Origin of the sequence: Marinimicrobium sp. ARAG 43.8 (assembly GCF_050113635.1) — a bacterium.
In the GTDB taxonomy this organism is placed as follows: Bacteria; Pseudomonadota; Gammaproteobacteria; order Pseudomonadales; family Cellvibrionaceae; genus Marinimicrobium.
On sequence record NZ_JBNJLT010000001.1, the window covers coordinates 201,422 to 228,397 of the forward strand.

At 55.6% G+C, this 26,976-nt stretch carries 20 protein-coding genes; 11 read left to right on the forward strand and 9 right to left on the reverse strand.

Annotated elements, in window-relative coordinates:
* Positions 1-21: 21 nt before the first annotated feature.
* From ACQCLF_RS00755 to ACQCLF_RS00785, 7 genes are all read left to right on the forward strand, one after another.
* Positions 22-822 (forward strand): alpha/beta hydrolase, encoded by an 801-nt coding sequence (locus ACQCLF_RS00755; RefSeq protein ID WP_027330180.1) that lies wholly within the window; start codon positions 22-24, stop codon positions 820-822.
* Positions 823-916: 94 nt separating this feature from the next.
* The gene (locus tag ACQCLF_RS00760; protein WP_027330179.1) at positions 917-1,522 is read left to right on the forward strand and encodes a GntR family transcriptional regulator; all 606 of its coding nucleotides are present in this window, start codon (positions 917-919) and stop codon (positions 1,520-1,522) included.
* Positions 1,523-1,737: 215 nt separating this feature from the next.
* A complete protein-coding gene (locus ACQCLF_RS00765; protein ID WP_027330178.1) occupies positions 1,738-3,288 on the forward strand; it encodes a tryptophan halogenase family protein in 1,551 nt (516 codons plus the stop codon).
* 17 nt (positions 3,289-3,305) lie between these two features.
* Entirely contained in the window at positions 3,306-4,028 is a 723-nt protein-coding gene (locus ACQCLF_RS00770; RefSeq protein WP_027330177.1) for a SapC family protein, read from the forward strand.
* A gap of 159 nt (positions 4,029-4,187) precedes the next feature.
* On the forward strand, positions 4,188-5,351 hold the full coding sequence (locus tag ACQCLF_RS00775; protein ID WP_027330176.1) for a cytochrome P450: 1,164 nt from the start codon (positions 4,188-4,190) through the stop codon (positions 5,349-5,351).
* Between the two features lie 53 nt (positions 5,352-5,404).
* Positions 5,405-5,713 carry a 2Fe-2S iron-sulfur cluster-binding protein gene (locus tag ACQCLF_RS00780; RefSeq protein WP_027330175.1) on the forward strand — a complete coding sequence of 103 codons (309 nt, stop codon included), beginning with the start codon at positions 5,405-5,407 and terminating at the stop codon, positions 5,711-5,713.
* 2 nt (positions 5,714-5,715) lie between these two features.
* Positions 5,716-6,972, forward strand: coding sequence for an NAD(P)/FAD-dependent oxidoreductase (locus ACQCLF_RS00785; RefSeq protein ID WP_426984321.1), 1,257 nt, complete (start codon positions 5,716-5,718; stop codon positions 6,970-6,972).
* A gap of 25 nt (positions 6,973-6,997) precedes the next feature.
* On the opposite strand, the gene ACQCLF_RS00790 is transcribed toward ACQCLF_RS00785, so the two are convergent.
* The 9 genes from ACQCLF_RS00790 to ACQCLF_RS00830 all read right to left on the reverse strand — a co-directional run bounded on the left by ACQCLF_RS00790 (position 6,998) and on the right by ACQCLF_RS00830 (position 19,097).
* Entirely contained in the window at positions 6,998-8,281 is a 1,284-nt protein-coding gene (locus tag ACQCLF_RS00790; protein WP_211224558.1) for a TRAP transporter large permease, read from the reverse strand.
* Positions 8,278-8,793: a TRAP transporter small permease gene (locus ACQCLF_RS00795; protein WP_051235406.1), complete on the reverse strand. Its 516-nt coding sequence runs from the start codon at positions 8,791-8,793 to the stop codon at positions 8,278-8,280. Before ACQCLF_RS00795 ends, ACQCLF_RS00790 begins: the two co-directional genes overlap by 4 nt.
* Complete coding sequence (locus tag ACQCLF_RS00800) at positions 8,790-9,785, reverse strand: sialic acid TRAP transporter substrate-binding protein SiaP (RefSeq protein ID WP_051235404.1); 996 nt, start codon at positions 9,783-9,785, stop codon at positions 8,790-8,792. Before ACQCLF_RS00800 ends, ACQCLF_RS00795 begins: the two co-directional genes overlap by 4 nt.
* 50 nt (positions 9,786-9,835) lie before the next feature.
* A complete protein-coding gene (locus ACQCLF_RS00805) occupies positions 9,836-12,181 on the reverse strand; it encodes an alkaline phosphatase D family protein (protein WP_426984322.1) in 2,346 nt (781 codons plus the stop codon).
* A 21-nt stretch (positions 12,182-12,202) separates the two neighbouring features.
* On the reverse strand, positions 12,203-14,548 hold the full coding sequence (locus ACQCLF_RS00810; protein ID WP_027330171.1) for a beta-galactosidase: 2,346 nt from the start codon (positions 14,546-14,548) through the stop codon (positions 12,203-12,205).
* Positions 14,549-14,710: 162 nt separating this feature from the next.
* Positions 14,711-16,153, reverse strand: a complete 1,443-nt coding sequence (aldA, locus tag ACQCLF_RS00815; RefSeq protein ID WP_027330170.1) for an aldehyde dehydrogenase — start codon at positions 16,151-16,153, stop codon at positions 14,711-14,713.
* Between the two features lie 4 nt (positions 16,154-16,157).
* Positions 16,158-16,922, reverse strand: a complete 765-nt coding sequence (locus ACQCLF_RS00820; RefSeq protein ID WP_027330169.1) for an SDR family oxidoreductase — start codon at positions 16,920-16,922, stop codon at positions 16,158-16,160.
* The gene (locus ACQCLF_RS00825) at positions 16,919-17,944 is read right to left on the reverse strand and encodes a (R,R)-butanediol dehydrogenase (RefSeq protein ID WP_027330168.1); all 1,026 of its coding nucleotides are present in this window, start codon (positions 17,942-17,944) and stop codon (positions 16,919-16,921) included. The genes ACQCLF_RS00820 and ACQCLF_RS00825 overlap by 4 nt, the downstream gene beginning before the upstream one ends.
* A gap of 13 nt (positions 17,945-17,957) precedes the next feature.
* Positions 17,958-19,097, reverse strand: coding sequence for a mandelate racemase/muconate lactonizing enzyme family protein (locus tag ACQCLF_RS00830; protein WP_027330167.1), 1,140 nt, complete (start codon positions 19,095-19,097; stop codon positions 17,958-17,960).
* Positions 19,098-19,403: 306 nt separating this feature from the next.
* On the opposite strand from ACQCLF_RS00830, the gene ACQCLF_RS00835 reads away from it, so the two are divergent.
* From ACQCLF_RS00835 to ACQCLF_RS00850, 4 genes are all read left to right on the forward strand, one after another.
* The gene (locus tag ACQCLF_RS00835; RefSeq protein ID WP_426984324.1) at positions 19,404-21,593 is read left to right on the forward strand and encodes an agarase; all 2,190 of its coding nucleotides are present in this window, start codon (positions 19,404-19,406) and stop codon (positions 21,591-21,593) included.
* A 334-nt stretch (positions 21,594-21,927) separates the two neighbouring features.
* A complete protein-coding gene (locus ACQCLF_RS00840) occupies positions 21,928-23,259 on the forward strand; it encodes a carbohydrate-binding protein (RefSeq protein ID WP_426984325.1) in 1,332 nt (443 codons plus the stop codon).
* A gap of 85 nt (positions 23,260-23,344) precedes the next feature.
* Positions 23,345-25,207: a DUF5060 domain-containing protein gene (locus ACQCLF_RS00845; RefSeq protein WP_426984327.1), complete on the forward strand. Its 1,863-nt coding sequence runs from the start codon at positions 23,345-23,347 to the stop codon at positions 25,205-25,207.
* Between the two features lie 155 nt (positions 25,208-25,362).
* On the forward strand, positions 25,363-26,958 hold the full coding sequence (locus ACQCLF_RS00850; RefSeq protein ID WP_426984328.1) for a carbohydrate-binding protein: 1,596 nt from the start codon (positions 25,363-25,365) through the stop codon (positions 26,956-26,958).
* Positions 26,959-26,976: the final 18 nt, after the last annotated feature.

Genomic DNA, 26,976 nt, shown 5'->3' on the forward strand with positions numbered 1-26,976 from the left:
AAACCACGCACAGGAGCCGCCATGAGCCTTCAGCAAATCGAGCAGTCCGACCCCAAGTACACTCAGGATGGTTTGAGCCTCTTGACGGTGCACTCTTCCGCTCTCAAAGGGCGCGGCAATATCGCCTGCTACAACGCGTTTAGCGACGCGCGCGATATCCCCATCGTCATCCTGCTCCACGGAGTCTACGGAAACCACTGGGTCTGGATGAACCTGGGGGGCGTTGACCGGGTCTACGATCGCCTGCGGGCAAGCGCCGATATTGGCGAGATGCTCCTGGTCATGCCGGAGGACGGCAGCTATTACGCCGGTTCGGGCTACCTGCCATTGAGCCACGGACCGAATGCCGAGCGTTGGATCGTCGAGGATTGCCTGGAGGCGGTTCTGCGCTCGATTCCCTGTGTGTCCGAGCGCTCCAATGTGTACATCAGCGGGCTTTCCATGGGGGGCTATGGCGCCCTGCGACTGGGGGCCAAGTACCCGGGCCGGTTCAAGGGCATCTCGGCTCATTCGGCCATTACCCGGTTGGACGAAATGGCACTTTTCGTCGATGAGGATTTAAGCCTGTACCAGTGTGGGCACCCCAAGGAGGCCGACCTGCGCTATTGGACGCAGGAAAATCTGCACCAGCTCCCGCCAATCCGCCTCGACTGCGGAGAAGATGACGACTTGCGTGGCGGGAATGTAGAGTACTCACGGTTGTTGGATCAGCTCGGCAAATCGCACGACTTCCAACTACTCCCCGGGGGGCACGAGTGGCCCTACTGGCACAGGGCTGTGGAGCGCACTTTTCGGTTTTTGAGCGACCTTGAATATATATGATTTATATAATTTAGTCCTATGATATGTTCACAATAGACATTAGGCTTGCCGTCACTTACAATTGTACACAATCGACCACCAACGCGATAAGCCTATGTTCAACAGCCCAGTAATTTCCGTCAAAGATCAAATCGCCGACCAGCTTCGCTCCGACATCATTTCCGGAGAGCTGGCCCCCAGCTCCAAGCTCAGTGAGCAGACGCTCTCAGAGCGTTTTGGCGTTTCTCGCGGCCCCATTAGGGAAGTGCTCTTGCAACTGACCAAAGAAGGCCTGCTGGTTTCAAAAAACAATTGCGGTGTCTCGGTCAACAGCGCGCTCAGCAGCAGTATGCAAGAGTTGATGATCGACATTCGTCGGAAGATTGAAACCTTTGCACTGTCAAACTTGAAAAGCGCCCTCAATGACGAGGACTTCAAAAACCTGGATACCATTCTGGATCGTATTCAGACCGCCTTCACCCAGGAAGACTTTACCGAAGTCACCAAGGCGGATATCGATTTTCACCGCTATCTGGTGTTTAAGGCCGGCGGTGCCGAGCTGGTCAACCTGTGGTACCCGATCGTGCTGCGCATGCGCATGAACTACAAGCGTCTGTCCACGCCCAAAGAGTGTGTTCAGGAGCACCAGGCCATCGCCGACGCGCTGAAAGCAGACGACCTGGAACTGGCCAAAAAGTGCTTGCTGGCCAATATTAAGTAGGGCTGAGTCATTCCGCCCTCATTTTCGGCCGGCCTCTGCCGGCCCTCCTCTGCTCGACCGCCCCGTTATACTCCGTCCCGACCTGTATTTTGTTGACAATTTTCCAGCATTGTGGAATTCTCAGGGTACACTGATAACAAATTGAGCCCTTTGGTATTAAGACGGCCGCTCACTAAAGAGCGGGGCCTCGGGGCCAGAACCAAAAGGTTTCCGCTATGGCTTCGTTGGTCCAATCCATCGTGGTGGTGGGAGGTGGGACCGCTGGCTGGCTGACCGCCGGACTCATCGCCGCTGAACACCAAAGCCGCATCCAACAACAAGCGCTGACGATTACCCTTTGTGAATCCCCCTCCGTGCCGACTGTAGGCGTCGGCGAAGGCACCTGGCCGACCATGCGTGGGACACTGCAAAAACTGGGGCTGTCAGAAACCGAATTCGTGCGCCGTTGCCATGCGAGCTTTAAGCAGGGCTCGCGCTTTGACCGCTGGAACGAGGACACAGCGTCGGATGTGTACTACCACCCCTTTGCGGTTCCCGAAGGCCTGTCCGAGGTCAATCTCGCTGATTTTTATTGCACCGAAAAACCGTCCCAATCCTTCGCGGCGTTGATATCGGCTCAGGTTTCCTTGTGCGAGCAGGGCCTGGCACCGAAACAGATCACTCACCCCGAATTTTCAGGTGCGGTGAACTACGGCTATCACCTGGATGCGGGCGCTTTCACCCAGCTATTGCGGGAGCACTGCACCGAGACGCTCGGTGTTCGACACTTGTGGGATGACGTTGTCGCCGCACCTCTCGGTGAGGATGGCGCCATCACTCATATTCAGACCAAAGCACACGGTGACATTCTGGGAGAGCTCTTTGTCGACTGCACCGGTTTTCGTTCATTTCTGCTGGGTGAACAACTGCAAGTGCCGTTTCAACCCTGCAACAACGTGCTGATGGCCGACGCGGCGATCACCGCCCATGTGGCGTACCCCTCACCCCAGGCACCGATTGCTGGCTACACGCGCTCCACGGCTCAAGAGGCCGGCTGGATTTGGGACATTGGTCTGCAGAACCGCCGCGGCGTTGGCCACGTCTACGCCAACGACTATTTATCAACCGAAAAAGCCGTTGATCAGTTCAAAGCCTATATCGCCGCGTCGGGCGCAACGGTTGCGGATCAGAACATTCGAGACATCCGCTTTCAGGCAGGCAGGCGGGCGCGCTTTTGGCACAAGAACTGTGTCGCCGTCGGTCTGTCCGCCGGCTTTCTCGAGCCGCTTGAAGCCTCTGCCATGGTCATGATTGAGCTGGCCGCAGAAGCCATTGCCGAGCAGCTACCGAGCGTCACCGCCGATATCCCCATCGCGGCGAAGCGCTACAACGACACCTTTGATTACCACTGGCAACGCACGGTCGAGTTCCTGAAGTTGCACTATGTTCTCAGCAAGCGCCAAACGCCTTTCTGGGAGGACAACCGTCACCCGGACAGTATCCCCACACGCCTCGCCGACCTGCTGGCACTCTGGGCCCATCGCGCCCCCAGGAACAGCGACTTCGAGCGTCGGAGCGAGCTGTTTCAAGCCATCAGCTATCAATACATCCTGTACGGGATGGCGTTCCCCACCGCGACGGTTCGAACGTTGAGCCATAGACAAGCTCACCTGGCGGACACTGTGATGGCCAGAAACCAGAAAATGATTCATGGGCTGACCGAAACATTGCCCGCCCATCGCGACCTCCTTGAGAAAATTCATAAATACGGCCTCGCTAGCATCTAGCGGCACTGGAGCATTGTATGACCTCACCCCAATACGTCCCTCTCGATGAAAAGAAACATCGCCACTTAACCCTCAATACGGCGCCCCGCCTGCAGGCGCTGACACAAAAAGACACAGCGTTTATTGTGCTTGAGGAGGTGATCCCGCTCGCCAATGAGTACCCGCTATTCATTACCAAAAACCCCACCACGGGCCAATTCCAATTGGTTGCCCTCCTGGGGTTGGATAAACGTCAAAACCTGTTTATTGAGAACGGCCAGTGGCAAGCGTTTTTTCTGCCGATGGAATGCACAACCTACCCTTTCCGGCTCTACCTCCCGGAAGCGGACAGTAGCGACCGTGGGCTCATTACCCTGGACCCCAACCATCCGGCGTTCAGCAATGAGGGCGGCACCGCACTATTCACCCCCTCGGGAGAGCCCAGCCCCATGCTCACGCGCATACAACAATGCTTTGCAACGCTGATGCAGGGTACCGAGGCGACCCAGCGCTTCTTAACCGAGATACAGCACCACCAACTGCTCGAACCCGTTACCATTGATTACGAAAACCCGACGGGCGAAAAAGTCAGCCTCACCGGGTTTTATCAGATCGATGAAGCCGCGTTGGCCGCGCTCGAACCGGAGCCGCTCAAGTCGCTTCATGACAGTGGCGCCTTACGCACCTGTTACGCCCTCTTGAACGCCCGCACCCATATCGAAAAGCTCGCTCACTGGCTCAAGCGAACGCATAGCCAGTAGTCTGAAGCCGACGCCCCCAGAGAGCATATTTATGATGTTTTTTGGTGGTTTCACCCTATAACTGCGCCACAGAGAACCATAATATGACAGATAGCAGCCAGGAACCCGGTAAAGGAATTCCTGGCTTAAAACGATGCTATCGACGTTGGAGGCCCACTTATGAGTCAGTCAGATCATCCCGATCCGTTCAAAGAGGCTCGCACGAACACCGGCGTTCAGGAAATTGATGATCAGAGTGACCCGGTCGCCATGGTGTTGCGCCTGAAGGATGTTCGCAAGTGCGCTCGAAACTGGGAAACCTACTCCTCTCAAGCCAGAGCGGGTCGTATTGTAGTTCCCTCAGAAGTGAACATTCGCGATATTCGCCAGGTGCCGTTCGAGCTGGACCCCCCACTCCACGGTGAGTTTCGCCAGATTATGGACCCCTGGTTCAAACGCCCCCTGGAAGAGGGCTACCAGAACGCATTGAGAGAGCAGATTCGCACACTGATTCAAGCGGCCAATAACAGTGACGCCGTCGAGGCCGTTCACGACTTTTCCCTGCCGCTTCAATCCCGCGCCCTGACCCTGTTGCTCAATGTGCCCTTTGAGGAGGCGGACACCTACATCAGTTGGGGTACCCACGTGTTCCGCAGTGAGGACAACCCCCTCGATGCCGGAAAGGCCCAGGTGTTGTACGACTATATCGACCGGAAAATGGACGAGGCCGAGGCCAACCCCGGGGACGATCTGTTCTCCGTGCTGCTTGCGTCCACCGTCGAGGACCGTCCCGTCACTCGGGAAGAAGTGATGGGCGCAATCGTGCTGACCTTTGCGGGTGGCCGGGACACGGTCATTAACATGGTCACCAATACCCTGGCCTACCTGGCGGACCACCCGGAAGCGCTGGAGCGATTAAGAAGCGAGCCGGAGATCCACCGGCGTGCCATCGAGGAACTGATTCGTTACTTCTCGCCCCTGACCCATATGGGCCGTGTGGCGACCGAAGAGAGCAGCGTATGCGAGCACGCGGTGAAAAAAGATTCGAGAATTTCCTTATGCTGGGCATCGGCCAACCGGGACGACACCGTCTTTGAAAGACCCAACGAAGTGGTGCTCGACCGCAAGGTGAACCCGCATATCAGCTTTGGTTTTGGGCACCACAACTGCCTGGGAGCCACTCACGCCCGCACCATCCTCAAAATTTTGATTGAAGAGCTGTGTGAAAACGTCGGGCGCATCCAGATCAAGGACCAGGAAGAGAACATTGAACACTGGGGCCCGTTCGACCGAAAAGTGGGCTACAACAACATTCAACTCGCGTTTGATGCTCTGACGTCATAAACACGATAACCGACAAACCGACAAACCGATCATGACTGTATCAGGTGACTTTTATGGCCAAAATTACCTTTATTACCCAAGACAACGACACCATCACCGCAGAAGCCACCACAGGCACGGTTATGGAGCTGGCCGTCGACAACGGCGTGCAGGGTATTGACGGGGACTGCGGCGGCGTTTGCTCCTGTGCGACCTGCCATGTACACGTCCGCCCGGAAGACTTCGAGAAAACCGGTGGTCCCAATGACATTGAGAAAGACATGCTTGAGCTGGACGATGAAGTCTCCGAATACAGCCGGCTGTCCTGCCAGCTGGACGTGTCTGAAGCACTGGATGGCATCATTCTCAAGGTGGCTCACTAAACATGGCCTATTCCTCCGAACAAGAGGCCGTCTGTGTCATCGTTGGTGCAAGCCACGGCGGTGTCAATAGCGCGTTTGCGCTGAGAAAAGAGGGTTGGACCGGACGCATCATACTGGTCGACAAAGATGACGCTTTACCGTATCACCGGCCACCGCTGTCAAAGGCATTTTTGACCTCGGACGACGGTATCAACAGCATTCTTCTCAAGCCTGAAAGCGCTTACCACAACAACAACATTGAATTGATGCCCGGCGTGACAGTGGCCTCTATTGATCGCGGCCGAAAAACACTGCTGCTGGATAACGGCGAGACGCTGGCCTACTCAAAACTGATTCTGGCCGTTGGAGCCTCGCCCATTATCCCGCCCATTCAGGGCATTGATACTACGGCCGCTGTATTCCCGCTCAGAACCGCCACCGACGTTCATCACATCAAAGCCGCCGTTGCACCTGCCCAGGGCAAGCGTGCTGTGGTGATCGGGGGTGGTTACATCGGGCTCGAAGCGGCCGCTTCGCTCACCAAAATGGGGGTTTCTGTGACCGTTGTTGAGCGGGAAGAGCGTGTGCTGGCGCGAGTGACCAGCCCGGAGTTGTCCGCTTTTTTCGAGCAGTTACACCGGGACAATAACGTTGCCATTCACACGCAGAAGAATGTGGTTTCACTCGGCGACGTCGACGGTAGACCGTGCGTCAGGTGTGAGGACGGCGCGCAATACCAGGCCGATGTGGTGATTATCGGGGTAGGCATCGTCGTCAATATTGAATTGGCTGAAGAGGCGGGCCTGGACATTGAAAACGGCATTGCGGTCGATGCCCATGCCCGGACCAGTGATCCGGATATTTACGCGATCGGCGACTGTACCTTCCACTACAACCCCCGCTACGACCGCAAGGTACGCCTGGAGTCAGTACAGAATGCCGTGGATCAAGGCAAAATTGCAGCAGCGGCCATTGCGGGAACGCCACGTGACTACGACAGCATTCCGTGGTTCTGGTCCGACCAGTACGACGTGAAGCTACAGATTGTGGGGTTGTCCGCCGGTTATGACAATATCGTCACCCGCACGGAAAGCGAAAGCTCTCCGCCCCGGCTTTCGGTATGGTATTTCCGCGGCGAGCAACTTCTCTCTGTGGATGCCGTCAACCAACCCAAAGCCTACGTTATCGGCACCAAGCTGATTAAAGAGGGGCGACCCGTGAACAAAGAAACGTTAGCCAACCCCTCAACAGAGCTCTCCCTCAGTAACCTGGCCGTGTAAGGCCAGGTACTTTAAAGAATTCCGATCAATCTTCAAACAGAAGACCCGGCAAATACAGCGCTATCTCAGGCACGAAAACCAGTAATAACAACACCCCGAACAGTGGCACGAGAAAGGGCAGCGTCGCACGCACACATTCTTCGAACGGCGTTCTGGATACCTTTGCCAATACATAGAGAACCATGCCAACGGGCGGCGTCAGTAAGCCAATCATCAGATTGAGCACGAACACCACCCCAAGATGAACCGGGTCAATGCCCACAGACAGCGCGACAGGTAGCACCAGCGGTGCGAGAATTGTAATCGCGGCGATCGTTTCCATGAAAAAACCGACCACAAAGACAATGGCCATAATCAACAGCAGAACGGCCGTCTTGTCGCTGGTCATGGCCAACAAGCCACTGGCGAGCCCATCCGCGACTTGATTCGCCGTGAGTACCCAGGCGAACAACGCCGCCGAAGCAACAATCATGAGTACGGACGCTGTTGTCTCAACCGTTGCCACCATGGCGTCAAGGATCGCCCGCCAACGTAGCGTCCTGAACAAGACACAACCCACTAGCATCGTGAATGCCACCGCGGCAATGGCCGCTTCGGTCGGCGTAAAAACCCCACATACGATACCGCCGACAATGATGATCGGCGTTAATAGTGGCAAAATCGCGGATTTGGCAGCACGCAGCGCGAATCGCACCGAAAACGCCGCCTCGCGCCGAAAGCCGCGGCGGACCGCCGTAACATGCACCATTACCATCAGCGCGATCGCCATGATCAGCCCGGGCAGCAAACCCGCTGCAAACAACCTCCCGATCGACACTTCGGCGACCACGCCGTAAACAATCAGTGGTAACGAAGGGGGGATGATCGGTCCGATCGTCGATGAGGCCGCCGTAACACCCACGGAAAAGCCACGCTCATAGCCGGCATCGCGCATGGCTTTGATCTCGACGGCGCCGAGACCGCCAGCATCGGCAACGGCAGCACCTGACATTCCGGCGAACACGACGCTGGCACCGATGTTGACATGCCCCAGGCCGCCCGGAGCCCAGCCGACGAGCGCGCGCGCAAAAGCGAATATGCGCTCTGTAAAGCCGGCGGCATTCATCAGGTGCCCAGCAAGAATGAAAAACGGAATGGCACTCAGCGTAAAGCTGTCGAGTCCGCCGATCATGGTATGAGCGGCAGCAACCCCAGCGATGCCCTCGCTGAGAAAATACGCGAGCGATGACAGACCCAGTGCGACATAAACCGGCGCCCCGGAAAGAATCAGCGCAAACAGAAGCACCAGTACAAGTAGCAATATCATCATACGGCGTCCTCGTCCCCGGCACTTCTATCGATTTCGCTCAGGATCTCACGGCTACTGAGACCCGCTCTCTGGATGAGACGCCATACCGCAACGACTGTGGTGGAAAACAGCGCTGCCGCAACAAACCAGTAGACGATACTCTTTGGCAGATCGACCGAAATCATACGCCGATCTGCTTCAATCGAGAGCCAGACGGCAAGCAGCGTCAGCACCGCATGAAACACAACGCTGACGAGATCGACCATAATCGCCAGCGGTTTTATACTGGCCAGGGACACGCGACGGTAGATGACCTCAAGAAAAATGTGTTCGCCTTTCCGAAGCGCGGTCGTCGAACCGGCGTAGGCCACACCTATTAACAGGTACCGGGCAATTTCCTCTGTCCAGGCGACGCTGTCATTGAGGACGTACCTCGACAGGAACTGCAATAGCACAATGGCGGCGAGTGCCACAAATAACGCTAATGCAGGCCAGTCGATCCAGTGGATTCGGGCAGCCGACCTACTATTCATGGTTTCGCAAGCTCCCTCAGTCGCGTCAGGTAAGACGCATCGAATGGATAGGCATGGTCCTCAAAATAGGCGTCGACAGCCTTTCGAAACGCGTCTCGATCCACCTCAGTGACAGTCAGGCCCTTATCTACAAACCACTCGACCAGCTCAACCTCGTCGGCCGCAATCTCCTCAGAGGCCCGCCGCGCCGCTCTGTCCGCTACGTCCTTGAGCAACGCTGCATCCTCTTCGCCGAGCTCATCGAGAGTCCGGTGCGACACGAGAGTCAGCAGTGAGGGAGCTATATGCCCTGTCAGATTGATGTGCGACTGTACTTCGTAAAAGCGCTTTAACCGGATGGTTGTCAGCGGGTTTTCCTGAGCGTCGATCACGCCCTGCTGCAATGCGAGATAAACCTCCGAAAATGGCATCGGAGCTGCGTTGGCACGCGTCGCTCTAGGTAAGATCAGATACATTGGCGCATTCGGTACGCGAATTTTCAGGCCCCGCATGTCATCCGGGTGCAAAATCGGCTTGTTTGCAGTGACATGCCGGAAACCGTAATAGGTCAGCCCTATGACTTCCGTGTCCGTTGCCCGGCCGAACGCTGTCGCCATTTCCTCAAACAACGACGAGTCGCGGTATGCCTGCCAATGTTCAAAATTATCGATGGCATACGGAAAATCAGACAGTGCAATCGGCGGATACTCGTTCGCGACGAGTGAAGCGCCAGTATAGATAATGTCAATGGCACCCAGCGCCAGTGACTCGTTGATGGCGCTTTCCTTTCCCAGTGCCGAGGCCGGATAGACACGCACACGATAACGGCCATTGGTCCGCTCTTCGAACTCCCTGGCCGCTATAAGCGTCTGTTGATGAAACGGCGAACTGATTTCATAAACATGTGCCCAACGCAGCGTCCGCGTGCCCTCGACACGCCAGAGAATAATCAGTAGCAGAGTCACCGCGACTGTCGTGCACAGAATCAGAGCAGCGCGGTATTGGCGCATCATAAACCAGATCTCCAGCAGGAAGTGTCGCAACAGGGCCGTGTAAGACTAGGTTACAGCGACACCTCCAACGGCCACCCTTCAAACTGATCGTCCTTCTTAGGATCGGCCTGCCAGGGCCAACACTCAAACACGACCTTCTGCTTCCGAGTATTGACCCGAACCAAGCCATAGCCCTCGCTTTTTAAACGATGGTCAAATAAGAATTTGCCCCAGCTGTCATTACCCTCCTCGAAGGTCGCGTGGGACACTCTCGGGTTGGCCACGGCCAACACCCGCATCTTGTTGCCGAAGGTATCGACAAAATGGCCGGTATTGGGGTCGTCATTTCTCGGGTTTTCCAACTTTCCATAGCCCTCAAACCAGCGCTGCCAAAACGCGGCCGCTGCGGGCCCAGAGAAAAACAGAGGGCCGTCCTCGTAATCATCTACGCCCTGAACGCACATCATTCCCAGGTGCTGGTCACCAGAGAGCACAATCGCACCGGCTTTCTGAATCAACTGCAGTGCCCGCCGACGCCCATCGGGTGGGTAGCCATTGGCATCGTAGTCCAGCAGCGGCTTCCCGTGTTCGTCTGTTTGAGGGGAACCCCAAATCGAGGCGGTCAACACCATCTTGGGTAGTTCCGGGTAGGTTTCTGCCCACTCAGCGAGAAAACGTTCCTGACGTTCGCCCAGGAGTTCGCCTTTCACGGTCAACGGATCAGCATCGTAGTCGGGTGGAGATTTAAACTTTCGATCTTCCACGAAAGCAAAGTTCACACCGCCATAGATAAACGAGCCATAGCTGACGGGAATTCCGCCCTTGATCGGGGTAGGGTCATAGCCATCCGGGTTGTGGCCACACTGAACCCGATAGACCATCCGCACCAGGTCAATTTCGTGTTTGAAACCGCCATCTTCCTCGGCGTCGCCACCGGAAACACCGCCCTGCCCCCAGAGGTTACCCTGGAGAATATCGTGGTCATCCACCAACACAATGGAGGGTTTGTGCCGTATCGAGTCGCGGAAGGTCCAGTACCACAGGTACCAGCGATATAAGGTATCGAGCTTCGCATCCGGGGTATCACGGCCAACCCGAGTGGGATACGTCTCGTAGTATTGGTCACCACAAAACACAAACAGGTCCGGGTCGTGTGTCTGGCAGTTCGACACCAGCTCCCGGTGCGGAAACAGAATGTTGTCCAGCGTGTAACGCCCCAACGTTCGCTCCTGTGGAATGGCCGGTTTGTAAAAACCATCATCCAGACTTTTCGCGGTTGGCAAAATACAGGAGAACAGCGCAATATTCAGGGGATGTTCGCCGCCGGAATCAGCCGCTATGCTCCCTTCAAACAGCGGGGATGGTTGGGACTCGGCGAAAGTGATTCGGTAGTCGTAAGCCTCCGACGAGGTCCAGTCATCGCGGCGAAACCGGGCGATATAGCCGTCTTCGATCCGAGCGGTGTCGATTCGCTGCCAGACGTCACCTTTTTTACGCTTCACTTCAAGGCAAGCGGCCGGGTGAGCGTCGGTCGAGAGCGGCATGAATTGCGCCGTCAACTTCAGGGTCTTGCCATTCAGAGAGTACATGCACCCCATGACTGGCCCCAACGCATTTCCATCCGCTTCGGTCACTTTCTTGCCACCGGTTTGCACATCCTTGAACCACCAACGGGCCCCTGCGCCCTCCTCTGCCGAAGGAGAGGACACCAGCATAACGCCGCCTTCCAGCTCGTGGGGCAAGACTCCTGTACGGACCACAAAGCCCAGTTCCTGCTCACTTTCAGCATCAAACGCGACCAGTCGCACGTCGAAACGTCCACCGGGAACCGGATCGATATGGCAATCCAATACGATCTCCCGTTCACCCACGGGTGCGCCCTGAATCGCTCGCTCTCGAACAATGGCTTCATACGCCAGAGGATGGGCGTGATCACTGAAGTCCCGGAACCCCAAGCCTCCGTTGGTATCCAGGGTAGCCATAAAGCCACCGCCGACTCCGGAAAACCGTTGAGCCAAGGAGGCCGAGCGATAATCCAATTTACCGCCGCCGACGCCTAACAACAGACCACAAAATCCACCGGCGCCGGGGTCCAAAGTGCCCACCGTGACTCGAATTCTGGCGGGTTCGTGACGATTATTGAGCGAACGCGTAAGCAGGGAAACTGTGCGGCACTCAAAGTTTTGATCGCCCCGAAGACACTCGATGCGCCCGTCTCGCGCTTGCCAATCCTGCAGACGGTTGCCCCAGAAATCAGCCCCGAGCCACGTCTGTTGTTGAACGGGAATTGACGCTGCCAGCGGTCGCACAGATGTCAGCCTTTCGCGTTTAGCCGCCGCGAGTGCCGCAGCACTTGGGACGGCCATGGCCGCCCCCAGACTGACCGAAGCGGCTTTAATAAAGTCTCGTCTTTTCATAGTGTTGGCCTTCTCTGAAAATTACTTCGCGTCAAAACGTCGCTGGTAGAGAGATTCACCAATCTCCTTCGCCGCTTCCACCATTTCGGGATAGGGGGTATCGGTCACATCCACAAAGCCGACGTTGTAGTTTTCCCCGTCGTAAGCGCGTCCGGTAATGGGCGAGTCCATATACTGGAACCAATGCCCCCCCACAAAGTACGGGTTATCGATCAGAGACTTCATATAGTCCTTGTACATCCGGGCCCGATCCTGCTGACTGGAGGCGTGAATCAACCCCGGGTGAAACAGTCCGCGATCAGTAGCGCCAATGTGCCATTCGCCGATAATGCTCGGCATATCAATATCTTTCAGAAAGTCCCATTTGATTTTGGTCAACCCTTCTTTGTAAGCGTTGTAACTTACGACATCAACATACTTGGCGGCAGAGCGCACTACCTCAATCGGCATCCCCCAATCCGGTAGTCGAGAGCCCAAATACAAATGGTTCGGCATGTGCTTCTCCAGCGCTTGGTCGACTATCCGATAGTATTCGGACGCATAAAGCTCCAGCATTGAGGAGTAATCCTCGCGCTGCGCTGGGGTAATCGCTTTGGGGTCAAAGCCTTCGGCGAATGCTTCCCAACTCGCCAGATCAATATCCCAGGCGGCATTCAGCGCTTCGATGCTCTCGTACCGCTCACGCATCGCACGGGTAAATTCACGCTTGGTGGGCACACTCTTAGCATCTCGACCCAGAGTGTTAATCACAATGCCATAGCGCAGCTGATCGGATTCGGGACGACCGAAACTCATTTCGTTATCGATAAAGACCCCAACAGCCCATGGGCTGCCCTGCACTTCGCGCGCGACTTTCGCTGCAGTGGCATTGGCACGCTCAGTGAATTTTGGATCAAAGACATCCGGAAGGGGCCCCCAGAAGTCATTGCCACTGGATACGGTTTTGAAATCACCGATGATCCAGCCGTTGGCAAAGTACGGGATTGTCTCGTTGTCGTAGAACTGTGGGTCGGTCCAGTTGCCCAATGACGTGAACCCCCAATTCAGCATGCGCGCAATAGTGACCCGCTCCCAGTCCTTGAGGAAGGAGCTCGGTGTCTCTTCACCGTATTTACGCTCCAGGTTGGCCTGGTAAAAGCTGAAGGTTTCACCATGATCGAGTGGGCCCGAGTGGGCATCCCGGCGGTAGCTGTAATGATTGGCCAGCTCATGATCGAAACCTGGCAACCACTTGAACATATTCGCCCGTGTTTCTGACGCTACAAACCGTGATGCCTTTGCTTCGTCACTGACAGAAATCATACCAATCGAGTCTTCCGGGGTCAGCTCGTCTTTATCCCGCTTCTTGATCAAGTCCTGATCGTAATCATAGCCGGTCATGGTAGTGGTGTTTGAAAGTCGGATAATATCCAGGCCGGTGGCGAAGTACAGGTAGCCTTCCGGGTCCACCAGGGACCACTTGCCGTTGTACTTTTCGGTACGAAAGTACCCGGTTGCCTCCAGCTGTGGGCCATTTTTCCAGCCTCCAAACTTGGAGCGATCCGCCATCATTCCTTCTTTGAGAGAAGCGGTTTCTTCCTTTCGGCGCTGAATCAGCTCGTCCTCGGATTGGACTTTTCCCGGATAGTCAACTTTGGCATTCTGACCAAACCGGTCCACGATCCCCACCAGGAAGTCCTTCTTCATGGGGGGGTTGGACTCGAGCCGAATGTCATCTATCAATACTTTTTTATCGAACAAGGCGCCCTGAACGCTCAGGCTGATTTTAGTAATCTTGGCGGTGTTGAGCTGTTGAGTGCCCCACATCCAGACGAACATCTCATCCTCTGAATCCCAAGTGGGTGGGTTGGACCTCAGACCGGAGGAGAAGTTAAGCTCGGTATCGTCACCGTCATAGGTGCCTTCGATGTCGTGGCCGGACATCTTGGCGTAGTAGGTTTTGAAATCACCCACCGGAACATTCACACTTCGGGTGAACACATTGCCATCCGCGTCTTCCACGTTCAGGTAAATCTGCGTCGAGTGTTCACCGATACTTTTCATGTCCATCCGAAGGTTGAAGCTCTCATATTGGCTCCAATCCCAAGGGGCTTCCGGCTTAAAGGTCACGCCGGAATAGCTGCTTTCAGTGGCTTTGAACTCCACCGAAAGCACATTGCCTTCTTCGGGACCGGGCTGCAGCGAAAGATTGGCACTACTGGGTTTTACGCTGCTTTTGACTCCCTCTTCAAAGTCATACAACACTTCCAGAAGTTGCGCTTGGGGCTTAGGGTCGCTTTCACGTTCTTTCGTGTCGGAATCGCAGGCCGCGAGCGCCAGGGAACAGATCAGAATTGAGATACTTTTATTAATCGTAAGGAGTCTCATCGTAAACCACTTTATTCTAGTTACACAAAAAGCCAGTTACGGTGCCGTAACTGGCGTCAAATACAGCTTATTGTAATAAAGTCCGCTTTACTCAAAACGGCTGCTTTGGTGCGAACCACTTCTTCCCGCTTATCGTTCCGAGCGGGAAGAAGTCGAACCAATTTACTCCTGAAAGTAAACCGTTTTCTTTTCGAGGTACTGTTCAAGGCCATAGCGACCGTCCTCACCACCGGCACCACTGAGTTTCCAGCCGTTGTGGAATCCTTGATGCTGTTCGCCGATCCCGCGGTTGACATAGACCTCACCGCTTTCGACTTCATCAATGTACCGATGGATATAGTTCAAGTTATTGGTAAAGAGGTACGTGGAGAGACCGTAGATGCTGTCGTTGGAGTACTCAATCGCCTCATCAATGCTGGAGATTTTTACCACCGGAAGAATCGGGCCGAAGGTTTCTTCGTGAACCAGAACGTTATCCTGCTTCACATCGCCCAGCACCGTCGGCTGATACCAATGGCCATTGGGAAACGCTTTCACTTCTGCAACGCCTCCACCGGTTAGCACCTTGGCGCCCTGCTCTACGCCTTCTTTCACCAGCTTGTCGATGTTTTCAATTTCCCGGGCATTCACCTTGGGACCCATGGTCGTTTCCGGGTCCATCGGGTCGCCCAGTTTGATCGACTCCACCATTGGAACCAGCTTTTCGATAAACCGGTCGTACAGGCTCTCATGCACATACACCCGCTCAGCACAGGTGCATACCTGACCACAGTTACTGAAACGCGTTGTGAAGGTTTCTTCTACTGCCTTATCAAGATCGGCATCCTCCATAATGATCAAAGGCGCCTTACCACCCAGTTCCAGCATAACCGGCGTGAGGAGGTCCGCACTGGTGCGGGAAATGATCTGCCCCGCCCGGGTGCTGCCGGTCATGGTAATCAGCTTGGTCAAGGGGCTTTCGCACAAATGCTGTCCCACAACAGAGCCATGACCGTTGACAATGTTCAGAACGCCGGCAGGAATGCCCGCCTCGTTCGCAATGTCACCCAGCGCCAATGTTGCCAAAGGCGTCTCCTGGGTCGGTTTCACCACAATGGAGTTCCCGGTCACCAACGCCGGGCCGATTTTCCGGCCAGCAAGCGCCAGGGGGAAGTTCCAGGCGGTAATCGCGACAACCACGCCACGCGGCACTTTGTGAATATAAATTTTCTCACCCGGACGATCAGAGGGCAGGATATCCCCCTCGATCGTCAGCGCGTTGTCGCAGGCATATTCTATGAAGGTACAGGTCGCCTCAACTTCGGCTTCTGCTACGGAGAGCAGTTTGCCCTGCTCCGCTACCAGAAGCTCCGCCAGGCCCTGCTTTTTGCCTCGAATGCCTTGCGCAAACGCACGAAGGATTGACGCACGCTCACGAGCGGTCAGCTTGGCCCACTGTTTTTGACCCTGGCTGGCAGAATCAAGCGCGCTCTGAGCGTCCTCTTTGGTTCCTCCCGGAACCTCACCGACTACGTCACCCGTGGTTGGGTTATAGACTTTGATGGTCGAGTCCGAGTTGGACGCTACGTACTTGCCACCAATGAAGTTGAGGTTGTTCTTAATCATGAGATCACCTTCCCATCCAACCGCCGTCAACGAGAACGACGCTGCCATTCATATAATCGGATGCTTTGGAAGCCAGGAACACCACCGGTCCCTTGAAGTCTTCCGGCTCACCCCATCGACCCTGAGGGATGCGCGCCAGAATGGCGTCGGCCCGCTCTTTGTTGTCACGCAGCGCCTGGGTGTTGTCCGTGGCAATATAGCCCGGTGCAATGGCGTTGATGTTGACCCCTTTGGGGCCCCATTCGTTTGAAAGCGCTTTGGCCACCTGGGCAATCGCCCCCTTGCTGGCCGCATACCCCGGAACGGTAATCCCGCCCTGGAAGGTCAACAGCGAGGCGGTGAAGATAATCTTGCCGTAGCCATTACCGACCATTTCTTTGCCAATCTCCCGGCTCAGAATGAACTGGGCGTTGAGGTTCACTTCGATCACCTCGTCCCAGATGTCATCGCCGTGATCGGTCGCCGGCTCCCGGCGGATCGTTCCCGCGTTGTTCACGAGAATGTCAATTTTCGGATGATCGCTCTTGACCGACTTGATGAAAGCGTACAGGTTCTCGCGATTGGAGAAATCGCACTGATAGGCCGAGAACTTTCTGCCTTTATCGGTAACCTCCTTCTCCACCTCGGAGCCGGAGGATTCCAGAGTCGCGGACACACCAATAATATCAGCGCCCGCTTCAGCCAAGGCTACAGCCATGGCCTTGCCAATACCCCGTTTACAGCCGGTTACCAGAGCAACTCTTCCTTCCAGGTTAAACATGTCGTTCATTGAACGCCTCCACAGTTGATCAGAGATTTCATACCTTCGGGGTTTGCATCGATATTGGCGAACGCCTCGTCGATCTCATCCAACGGAGAGACTGAGGTAATAAACCGGTCAATATCGATCTTTCCGGAGGCAATCATATCGATAGCCTGGTCGAAATCCTCGGCCTCATAGACGCGAGCGCCAACCAGCTCCAGCTCTTTCCAGAAGAAGTGGAAGAGGTTGACAAGAGGCTTTTCCGCGTGAATCGCCACCATGCAGATACGGCCACGTACCGACGCGATCTGGGTCATGGTTTCTACGGCGGCCTGAACACCGCTTACCTCAAAGACGACATCCGCACCTTTGCCGTTCGTCCAAGCTTTGACTTTCTCTTCTATGTCCTCCTCTTTGGGGTTTACCGTCTCAAAGCCCAGATCTTCAGAGAACTTCAGGCGTGCCGGATTGAGTTCCGATACCATCACTTCGGCACCAATACCCTTGGCGACCGCTGCCACCAGCTGACCGATCGGGCCACCACCGAGAACCACGGCCTTTTCACCGGCTTTCAGTTTCGCGCGAGCCACGTCGTGGCAAGCAACCGACAGCGGCTCCACCAGGGCGCCTTGCTGCAAGGAGACGTTCTCAGGAAGGCGGTGAAGCGTTCTGGCCTTCACTGTCCAGTAGTTCTGGAAGGACCCTGGCGTATCAATGCCCATAAATTTCAGGTTGTGGCAAATGTGTGAATGCCCGGCATCACATGCCGGGCAACTTCCACAATAATCCAGCGGGCGCACTACAACCCGGTCGCCCGGCTTGTAGTCGGTGACGCCCTCACCGACTTCATCCACAACGCCGGACACTTCGTGGCCGGTCGTCTGGGGAATGGACACTCGCTTATCCATTACGCCGTGATAGATGTGCATATCGGTTCCGCAGATACCGGTAAAACCGACTTTCAAGCACACTTCACCGGCACCGGGTGCGACTCTTTCGCCCTCAACGATGGTGAATTTTTTGTTGCCTGCGTATTGAGAAGCTTTCATGGGATACCTCTATTTAATAAGCTTGAATGAGATGCTTGCGCAGAAGGTCGTGATCAAACTCTACACCGGTGCCGGGAATGTCCGGCGCCACGGCACGACCGTTCTCAAGTTTCAAGGGGTGAGTGGTGTAGGCGTCGATCGGGAAGGAGTGAACTTCCAGGTAGCCCGCATTGGGCTGTGACGCCATGAGAGAAACGTGCAGCTCATGCATTCCGTGGCTACAGACAGGGAGGTTGAACGCCTGTGCCAGATCCGCCACCTTCAGCCAACCTGTGATACCACCGATATTGGAGGCGTCAGGCTGAAGAAAACCAAGCCTGGCCTGAGAGACCGCGTAGGTAAATTCGTGAATAGTGTGAAGGTTTTCACCCATGGCCAAAGCAATAGACGTTGATTGAGCGATACGAGCATATCCGTCGTAATCGTCAGGGATAGTGGGCTCTTCAAACCAGGTAATATCTTGATCGACAATGGAGTTAGAGAAGCGCACTGCTCCCTCGACCGTCATGGAATAGTTGGCATCGACCATGAATCCGCGACTGGGGCCGATCAATTTTCGGACAGCCCTAACCCGATCAACATCTTCGCGGGAGTCCGCTTTGCCAACTTTTATCTTGACCGCATCAAACCCCCGATCCAGATAACCCTTGACGTTTTCCAGCAACCGGTCCTTGGAGAAATTAAGATCAATTCCGCCCGCATAACAACGGGTAGTGTTATTTACTCCGCCGGCCACTTTCCACAAAGGCAGCCCCAGCCGTTTGCACCTCAGATCCCACAAAGCAATGTCAATAGCGGACTGGGCGAAGCTGACGAGGCCACCGCGCCCCACATAGTGCAGTTTCCACTGCACTTTTTCCCAAATCGACAGAATCTCAGAAGAGTCGAGCCCTATTAGTCCGGGCGCCAACTCATCCTTCAACAAAGAATAAATGGCTCGACCACCGGTGCCGCCAGTATACGTGTAGCCGACACCCTCACGGCCATCACCACAAGCAATACGACAAAGAACCAGCTCGAAATGGGTATGATTCCCATGCTTTGCATCAGCGAGCACCTCTTCCAACGGTACCCGGTAGTACTCGATTCTTACATCAACGATTTCAGATGCGGCGCGCGACTCACACCCCGGAACGACGTCAAGCTTGCTCATTATCGATCTCTCTTATTGATAAAACGGTCTTTACAACGACTGTAGGCCTGAATTTGCATATTGTCAACAATATTACAATATTTAATGCATCCTACCGTTATCTGGCATTGCGGCGCAATGCAGCTATCGACACATATATATTGTCGACAATATACTATATAATGAAGACCGTAGTAAAGGTATCGCCCCCAGCGTGCTCGGTCTGGCCTGGTTCAGCCGGGCACGCTATAGCGACATAAAAACCCAGGCAGGCAGAACAGGGCGGTTTCTCCAGCCCGATGCCTGACACGATAAAGAGGTATAAGCATGCTCAATCGCACGCATCTTTTGTCCCGCAACCGATCAGCATTCGCACTCACCGTGCTACTGACCGCCGGCCTTCAGGGCTGCGGAGGGAGCTATGGCGACTCGGAAAGCCCTTCAAGCGCCTCGAGCTCGCAGCAAAGCGCCAGCTCAAGCAGCCAGACGAGCACCTCGTCCAGCAGCAGTATGAGTACCACCTCCATAAGCAGCTCCAGCGCCGCTGCGTCAGAAGGCGCCACTCAGGTTTATGTTGATTCCGACGTCACTCGAGCCGTGGGCGATGCCGACACCTTCCACCGGGAAGCCTTTATTACCCTACATGCCTCCCATACCGAGCAGGACTGGTGGCTGGGAGAGAATGCTGACTCAGTCGGCGGCGACAACCTGATGGCCGAATTTATGACTGAATATGATGTGTATTTCGGCCGCGACACCGGGGGTATGGCATGGCAACTGTCACAGGTACCCGAGGACCCGGAGAAGCCCGGGTACGCTGATGATGAAGCGATTGAGAGCCGAGGCAACGACGCCACCGGTTGGTATAGCGCCCGCCAAGACGTGCGCGGACCCATTCAACGCGCCCAGGAACATCGCAACCAGCAAATGATTGTTGCGGCACAGCAACACCCCTACTGGCCGAACGGCACGCCCACCGGACAGGGGTGGACCTTTTCCCAAACCGATACCCCCGAGGAGCCACTGGGAACAGCGACCGGGCAGTACATGAGTCAGTTCCTCAAGCATTTCTTCCGGCAAAGCGAAGGCGAGCCAGGCCAGCCCAAACCTTTATACGTCGAAGTGATGAATGAGCCGCTGTGGGAGCTGGTAACAGTGGCCGAGGACCCGGTCGACCTGACCACCATTTTTGAATTTCATAACACGGTGGCGAAAGAGGTTCGGGCCCTTAACCCAGATGTGCTTCTGGGCGGGTACACCGTCGCCTTCCCCGACTTCGAAAAAGACAACTTCAACCGCTGGGAGGAGCGCGACAAGCATTTCTTGGACGTCGCTGGCAGTAATATGGATTTCATATCCCTGCACTTGTACGACTTCCCGGACTTTACCGACAATGGTGTACCGGTCAAGCGATACCGCAAAGGCGCCAACATGGAAGCGACGCTGGACATGTTGAACCATTACACCGATCTCTCTTTCGGCAAGGAGATGCCTCTGATCATTTCCGAGTACGGAGCCCAAGTACATCGGCTGAGAAATGAACCCTGGTTCCCCTATCGGGATTGGCTGACGATCAATTCCATCAATTCTATGATGATGGCCTTTATGGAGCGCCCTCACCAGGTGGAAAAAGCACTCCCGTTCATTACGGTCAAGGCAGAATGGGGCAGAATAAGCCCAACGGTCCCCTATAACTTCCGCTTAATGCGGCAACAGTTTGAAGCCGAAGGCGAATCCGGTGAGCAATGGGTATACACCGAACTGGTGAAGTTGTACGAGCTATGGAAAGACGTTGGAGGCACCCGTTTGGATACCGCCACCGACGACCCGGATCTGCGAGTCGACGCTTACCGGAGTGATACTGAAACCTTTATCATCGTCAACAACCTTGATTTTGAGACTCAAGAGTTCGCCCTAAACTTCCGAGATGGCGCGGCCCCGGCCAAGATACAAACCAAACAGCTGTTCCTGGGTGACCAAGAGCTGCCCCTGCATGACAGGACGCCGATGATTGAGAACCAGACCTATAGCGAGCTGCCTCAAACGCTGACTCTGGAGTCGGAAGCCACCATGGTCATCCGCTACAGCAACACCGGCAACGCACCGCTGGGTGAGCTGCAAGAGACTAATTATTACGCCAACACCTACAAGCAACCGATTGAAAGCGCACGGCCGATCACCTTCGAAGTGGATGACATCAACACGTCAGCCGAAGGGTTTGCCATTCTACGCGTGGGCCTGGGACGGGAGCACGGCCTGTCGCTTCAACCGGAAATCACTGTCAATGGTGAGCCGGTCACGGTACCGATCGACTGGCGTGGTGGAGACCAGTACCTGGACGGAAAAGGCCGCGAGAGTTTCTTTGGGGTGATCGAGGTTCCGCTCCCCGTAGAGCTTATCGACGTCAACAACACCGTTCGCATTAAGTTTCCCGACAGCGGTGGCTACGTGAGCTCACTCGCGATTCGTTACGGCGCGTCTACAACCGCCCTGTTGCGTCCAAAAACGGCTTTCTAGGACAACAACCGCCTCTGACCGCCCTGCCCGGACCTAATCCGGCCAGGGCGGTTTTTCCTCTTCCCTTTCCCGCTCAGCCCTTTAACTCCCCCTTGGGCGCCGCTTTCAACCTTGAGTTCTACATCACGATTTCAGAAACTAACCAGCATTATTGTTTACATTATACAATCACCTATCTATAGTCTTTGAGGGGTTCAAGAGCGCTTTTCCTCTTGTTCCTATCTAGCGTGACTTGGCTCGTGTGCCCCGACTCGCGCAGCCCGCCTGTTGGGCTTAGCGCCCCAGGTCACAAAACACCCCACAGCGATAATGATATAAATGCGATGGAGGATTTATGAAAAAACTCTTGTGTATCGCCGCCGTCACTGCCTACGGCTCCATGGTTCACGCCGCCGACTGGGATGGCATACCAGTGCCTGCCGATCCCGGCGCAGGCAAGTCCTGGCAGTTAGTTGACTCGGTTTCCGACGATTTCAACTACTCCGCCCCCGCCAACGGCAAAAGCCCGACTTTCTACAACCAGTGGTCCGAAGGGTTCATCAACAGCTGGCAAGGCCCCGGCCTGACGGATTACCACAATCCCAACTCGGAGGTGACTGGCGGAAACCTGGTCATCAAAGCCACCCGCAAACCCAACACCAATCAGGTATATACCGGCGCCATTCACTCCAATGACAGCATTCAATACCCGGTGTACATTGAAACCCGCGTTAAAGTCATGGATCAGGTGCTGGCCAACGCCGTCTGGATGTTGAGCTCAGACTCCACCGAGGAGATCGATATCGTGGAGTCCTACAGCAGCAGCCGCCCAGACCAGACGTGGTTTTCGGAAAGGATGCACCTATCGCATCACGTGTTCATTCGTGACCCTTTCCAGGACTACCAGCCCAAAGACTCGGGTTCCTGGTACACGGATGGCCGTATCTGGCGCGATCAGTTCAGTCGGGTCGGCGTTTACTGGCGAGACCCCTGGCACCTGGAGTATTACATTGACGGTCAGCTGGTTCGCACCGTCTCCGGGCCCGACATCATTGACCCCTACGACTACACAAACGGCACGGGCCTGAGCAAGCCCATGCAGATCATCGTCGATGCGGAAGACCAGGACTGGCGCTCCGACAACGGCATCATGGCCACAGACGCAGAGCTCTCCGACCCCAGCAAGAACCGGATGTACGTCGACTGGATTCGGGTGTACAAACCCGTCACCCAGACTAATGGTGGTAACAGCGGCGGCTCGGGCAGCGATGTGAGCGTATCGACCGATTTCGGCGCTTTCTTTGCCACGGGGAAAGACGGCAGTCCGGTTGCGGGCGACAACGTCGAAGGGTTCAACCCCTCAGGCCAGGGCAATATCAACTACAACACCTTGGGTGACTGGGGCGACTACAGCATCACTCTGCCAGAAGACGGTCGGTATCGGGTAGAGGTCAATGTCGCATCTCCCTCCAGCGGCACGCTGGCAGCTGAGGTCACTATCGACGGCGTATACGTTGGCCAAATCAATATTTCGGCCACCGACGGCTGGGAGTCCTACCAGACCTTCAGCCTCGACAGCGACTTTTTTATCGGCGCAGGCACCCACACCGTTCGGATTAAAAGCGCTGGGAATACCAACTGGCAGTGGAATGGTGATGTCATCCGGTTTGTGAAAGTCACCGACTAACCATCGCAATCATTGCTTTCAGAAAGCGAAAGAGAAATTATTAGTCCTCACGGAAGAGGGCTCTCTAACCACACGAAGCTGAAAAATGACAACTATGAACGCACCCTTTCGATGGCGGGCTCGCCTTTTTATCGCCGTTTTCGGCCTACTCCTCCACACTTGTCCCGCCCTGGCCGCTGAGCTCAGTGGCGAGCTTCGCAAGTGGCACAAGGTCACGCTGACCTTTGACGGGCCCAACGTCTCAGAAAGTGACACCCCTAACCCGTTTGTCTACTACCGGTTAAACGTCACGTTTACCCACCAGCGCACGGGAAAGTCTTACCTTGTTCCCGGTTATTTCGCAGCGGATGGAGATGCCGCCAATACCGGTGCAACTGAGGGGAACAAATGGCGAGTCCACTTCGCACCGGACGAGGTCGGGCCGTGGCAATGGGAAGCATCTTTTAGAAAAGGGCCCTTTGTCGCCGTCTCCAGCAAGCCAATCAGTGGCGTCAGCGCAGGCTTCATGGACGACGAAAACGGTACCCTAACCATTCGCGACACCAATAAAACGTGGCCAGATTTTCGTCAGCGTGGTCGCCTGAACTATGTGAACGAGCCTTATCTACGCTTTGAAGAAGCAGGCGATTACTTCATTAAAGCAGGACCTGATGCGCCAGAAAACCTGCTCGCTTATGCGGACTTTGACGGGACCTTTCACGATGACGGCAAAAAGGACTCTCTCGTCAAAACCTGGGCGCCCCATGTCAAAGACTGGAGCAAAGGCGACCCCACCTGGAAAAACGATAAAGGAAAAGGGCTGATCGGCGCGCTGAACTACCTTGCCTCAAAAGGCATGAACTCCATTTCGTTTTTAACATTGAACATCATGGGGGACGACCAAAACGTCTTTCCCTATGTCGACTACATCACATACGATCGGTTCGATGTCTCCAAGCTCGATCAGTGGGAGGTAGTGTTTGAGCACGCGCAACAGCGCGGCCTTTTTCTGCACTTCAAAACGCAAGAAGTGGAAAATCAGGGACTGCTCGATGGCGGCGGTTTGGGCCTGCAACGCCAACTCTATTATCGAGAACTCATCGCGCGCTTTGGTCACCACCTGGCCTTAAACTGGAACATGGGTGAAGAAAACGGTGAGTGGTACCCAAAGCATCAAACCGTACCGCAATCGACCATCCAGCGTTTGGCTATGGCCCGGTACTTTCATGACAATGACCCGTATCAGCATCACATTGTCATTCACAACGGTAACTTCTTTGACGACCTCACCGGAGCTGACAGCTACTATACCGGCGTCTCGTTACAAACCCACCGCGCGGATTTTGGTGCGGTTCATCCCCAAGTCAAAAAAATCAGAAGTTGGCCCGTCGCCAACGGGCGACCACTGGCCGTCGCCGTCGACGAGCCGGGCGACGCACAACATTCCCTTGTGCCCGATTCGGAAGACCCCGAGCACAACCTTGCCCGCATGAACGGGCTCTGGGGGGCCTTGACCGCCGGCGCTTGGGGAACGGAATGGTATTTCGGCTACCAACATGAACACTCGGACCTGACCGCTCAGGATTGGCGCACCCGAGACCTCTTCTGGGATCAAGCTCGCCACGCTGTAGAATTTTTCGCGTTGGCCGATGTGGAGCTTTCACAAGCGGTTAGCCGAGACGAAGTGATCAGCAACGCCTGGGCGTTAGCGGAAGTCGGCGAGTTTTATATCATTTATGCGAAAGACGCCTCAAAAGCTCTAACGCTTCGTTTACTGCCAGGCAAATCCGACTACAGCGTACAGTGGTTCGACCCGCGCAACGGCGGCGAGCTGCAAACCGGCTCTATTACAGAGCTCAGGGTCGATAAGGAAGTGACCACCTATTGGGGCGATATGGCAACGGTCGACTTGGGAAAACCACCCAGAGACACAGAGAACGATTGGGTAATCCTGGTGAAGCGACAATAGTCGCTTCACCTCCGCGAGCGGCGATAACAGCGGAGACGCATCATATTGTTGACAGTTGACTGTTTTTAATAAAATATAGGCCTCTGACGTGATTGAAGGCCAGAAGCGCCCTCGACTCCCAACACTCTAACGATAACGACTCAAGAGGTCACAGAATGCTCTATGCCCCGCAACGCTCCCTGCGGCAGCCGCTCTCACTACTCCTCGTCGCCCTTCTAAGCGCGGGCCTCCATGGCTGTGGGGGAAGCAGCTCCGACGATTCGGATGACACTTCGGAGAACGGCATCTCCTCAAGCGCCCAATCCCAGCAGAGCAGCCTATCATCAAGCCAGGCGATCAGCAGCGCTTCCTCCTCCAGCAGCGAAAGCGCCGTCTCCTCCAGTAGCGAAGGCGCCGCAGCTTCTAGCAACCAAGCGGTGACCTCCTCTTCCAATTCGTCCTCCAGCAGTAGCGAGGGCGCTTCCACAGCCGCCGACTGGGACGGCCTGGCGGTACCTGCCGACCCCGGAGCCGGCAACACTTGGGAGCTCGTCGACGCCGTGTCCGACGACTTCAACTACTCCGCCCCCGGCGACGACAAAGGCCAGGCGTTTTACGAGCGTTGGTCCGAAGGGTTTATCAATAGCTGGCAGGGGCCGGGGCTCACGGATTACCATGACCCGAACTCCTCTGTGACCGAGGGGAACCTTGTTATCGAAGCCACCCGCAAACCCGAGACCGACGAGGTATACACCGGCGCCATTCATTCCAAAACCAGCGTTCAATACCCGGTCTACGTCGAAGCCCGTGTTAAAATCATGGACCAAGTCCTCGCCAACGCCGTCTGGATGCTGAGCGCCGACTCCACCGAAGAAATTGACATTGTGGAAGCCTACGGTAGCAGCCGCCCGGATCAGACCTGGTTCGCAGAGCGCATGCACCTGTCGCACCACGTCTTTATTCGCGACCCGTTTCAGGACTATCAGCCCAAAGACGATGGCTCCTGGTACACGGATGGCCGCCTGTGGCGCGAACAATTCAGCCGGGTCGGCGTTTACTGGCGCGACCCTTGGCACTTGGAGTATTACATCGACGGCGAGTTGGTTCGCACCGTCTCCGGCGAGGAAATCATCGACCCGGAGGGCTATACAAACGGCACCGGCCTGAGCAAGCAGATGCAGATTATCGTTGACGCCGAGGACCAGGACTGGCGCTCAGATAACGGCATCATGGCCACCGATGAGGAGCTGTCGGACCTCGATAAAAACCGGTTCTATGTAGACTGGATTCGGGTTTACAAGCCAGCGTCCATGACCCCCGACACCAGCGACGATGACACCGCCTCGAACACCGGCGCAACGGTCACCACCGACTTCGACGCCTTCTTCGCCACGGGCAAAGACGGCGAACCCGTCGCCGACGACAGCGTCGAGGGATTCAACCCTGCCGCCGATGGCAATATCAACTACAACACCTTGGGTGATTGGGGCGACTACAGCATTACCGTGCCGGAGGACGGTGACTATCGGGTAGAGGTCAATGTGGCCTCCCCCACCCAATCCGGCCTGGCCGCCGATGTCATGATCAACGAGACCGACGCCGGGCAAATCGCCATCACCACCACCGGAGGCTGGGAGGCATACGAAACGTTCAGCCTCGACACACCCGTCGCGCTCACCGCGGGCACCCACACCGTCAGGATTCAGAGCGCCGGCAGTGCAACCTGGCAGTGGAATGGCAACTTGATTCGTTTAGTTCAGCTTGGTAAATGATCAGGGTCTGTTCGTGCA